This is a genomic window from Bacillus sp. LR--39, from assembly GCF_053613335.1.
In genome coordinates this window covers 1-2300 of the sequence record NZ_JBSIOT010000041.1, presented here as the reverse complement: position 1 = coordinate 2300, position 2300 = coordinate 1, and the positions used below count along the sequence as shown (strand labels likewise).

Annotated in this window: 3 protein-coding genes and 1 pseudogene; 1 reads left to right on the top strand and 3 read right to left on the bottom strand. The window is 37.7% G+C overall.

The genetic code is table 11. The features are described from left to right. On the top strand, positions 1 to 182 hold a 182-nt coding region (locus ACWHAR_RS19940), incomplete at its 5' end, for a PLP-dependent transferase (RefSeq protein WP_452087606.1). A gap of 122 nt (positions 183 to 304) precedes the next feature. On the opposite strand, the pseudogene ACWHAR_RS19935 reads toward ACWHAR_RS19940, so the two are convergent. The 3 genes and pseudogenes from ACWHAR_RS19935 to ACWHAR_RS19925 form a co-directional block, all read right to left on the bottom strand. Then, a pseudogene (locus tag ACWHAR_RS19935) lies at positions 305 to 736 on the bottom strand (LysE/ArgO family amino acid transporter); the annotation flags it as partial. A gap of 108 nt (positions 737 to 844) precedes the next feature. Continuing rightward, positions 845 to 1744 carry an IS3 family transposase gene (locus ACWHAR_RS19930; protein WP_026113687.1) on the bottom strand — a complete coding sequence of 300 codons (900 nt, stop codon included), beginning with the start codon at positions 1742 to 1744 and terminating at the stop codon, positions 845 to 847. Positions 1745 to 1755: 11 nt separating this feature from the next. Next, the gene (locus ACWHAR_RS19925) at positions 1756 to 2073 is read right to left on the bottom strand and encodes a transposase (RefSeq protein WP_014479904.1); all 318 of its coding nucleotides are present in this window, start codon (positions 2071 to 2073) and stop codon (positions 1756 to 1758) included. Positions 2074 to 2300 lie beyond the last annotated feature (227 nt).

Sequence of the window (2300 nt, the reverse complement as noted above, 5' to 3'; positions counted from 1 at the left end):
CAATGATTACCCACCCTGTCTTAGAAACACATGCGGACATCCCTGAGGAAGCGAGACTTCGATTAGGTATTACTAATGGGTTATTAAGAGTATCTGTAGGATGTGAAAATCCTGATGACATCATTAAAGATTTTAAAGCTCAGTTAGATCGAGCATCGAACACCACATTAAAACCAGTCTAGTCATAAGAGGGAAGGTTGTTTAAACAATTATATAGCCTTCCCTTTTAATATTTGTGAATAAGCACAATATAAATAGCTTATTAAAACTAACCGAAAAATAATTGTAAGTATTACAGAAAGGTTTATGAAAAAAATGTAGATCCTAAGTAAACAGCGGTCCCCCACATTACAATAGCGGAAACTTTATTTAAAATAAATAAGAGACGACCTGATTTATCAAGTTCTCTTGTCACTTTTCCACCAATCCCTAAACCGGCAAACCATATCCATGAAATTAGTATACAAGTTAAAGTGAAAGAAAGTTTTTCAGTTCCCACATATTTTAGCGAACTTGTTCCAATCACCCCAATTGTATCAAGAACAGCATGTGGATTTAGCAGCGATACTGAAATTGCAAAAGTAATTTGTTTTTTAGGGGTCAATGAGACTGCGCTTTTATGATCAGCATTAACATGTGTTTTACTTCTCCAAGTTATAAAACCCATATAAATTAGAAAGCTAATACCTGCAATCAATAGGACTGTCTTTAACCAATTATATTCAAGAACTACTACGGATACCCCTAACGGGTTAACCCCCTAATTTTGGACACATACTACTCTTAGCTCATTATTTCATAGAATTGCTCTTTATTTTAGGTGAGGCAAGAAAATCATCCTGCCTCATACTCTCACTTCTTTAATCGTTAGCTCTTCTGTTTGGTTTCGTTGATAAAATTCATTTGGTGCTAAATCTAAAATACTCGAATGGATTCTTCGATTATTGTAGAAATCCATGTATTCAGCCACCTCATGATACGCATCTGCGTAGGAATGAAAAGCGAACCGCCTCAAACATTCATACTCTAGTAATCGGTGAAACGACTCGATATGGGCATTCATATTCGGTGTTCTCGGCGGAATGCGTTCATGTTCGATGTGGAACGTTTCACATGCTTTCTGAAACGCTAGAGAAATAAATTGTGGACCATTATCCGTTCGAATGACTGGCTTTGTTTCTCTTTCAAATTGCTGACGCTTAAACAAGGCACGCTGCACGAGTTGGCCAGCGTCGTGTCCGGTACAATGTAAACCAATATGATAATCAATGATGGAACGGTCATATACATCAATGAGCGATAGAATAAAGAAGAAACGCTCTTCACCTTCGATGTAGCCGTATTTAATATCTGCTTCCCACAGCTGATTCGATTCAGTGATGATCCGGTTCCTCGCTAATTTTCTTGGATAGTGGAACTTCACTTCTCGCTGTGGCTGTAGGATATCGAGTTCCTTACATAATCGGTACACTTTCTTTTTGTTAATCTGTAGCGCATACTCGCTTCGAAGGCGGAGGCACAACTTTCGATAGCCATAGACACCGGCTTCACCTGAGATGAGTTCCATCAGCCATTCCTGTATTTGTTCATCCGGTATTTTTTTGCCGTTCTTAGTGAGTGAATAGCCCGGAATGGGTCTGCCCTCACTTACTGACTTTTCTTCTTTCTTGTATTGATAATAGTACGTAGAAGGAGAAATCTCTAAAATCTTCAGGACTTTACGGACGGCATAACCTTTCGCAATCCACTCATTCGCTATTTCAAGCGTTTCAGTAAGTGAGGGTTCTTCTTTTTTAGTACGTCACGGAGAATGGAAATTTCTAAATCTTTTTCGCCTAACAGCTTTTTAAGCTGGTCATTCTCCTCCTCCAACTGTTTGATCCCTGAGGGAGAAACAATATCTTGAATGCCGGAATGATCTAGATTGCCTTTTTCCTGAAAAGCTTTTACCCATTTGCTTACGAGATTTGGACTGAGCTCGTGACGTCTCGCCACCAAAGCTTTATTGCCTGTTTCAATTGCTTCTTGTACCACCTGTTGTTTAAATTCAGCAGAATGTTTTCGTCTTTGCATCACAAAAGCCCCCTTATTTGGCAACCTTAAGTATAAAACCACTCTTAGTAGGTGTCCAAATTCATTAGGGGGCTAAATAGAAAGCACCAGAAAAATTGTTTCTTTGACATCTTTAGGTTCTTTATCGACTTTAGTTATTACTATTTCACTTTTTCAAAACTTCCCTTTTTAAAATTTCTTTTTAATTAAATCCTTCGTATTAAAATATTCATTTTATACATAATATT

Excerpts from the sequence above, each read along its gene's own strand:
- ACWHAR_RS19925 (WP_014479904.1), bottom strand. The coding sequence starts at position 2,073 with ATGCAAAGACGAAAACATTCTGCTGAATTTAAACAACAGGTGGTACAA.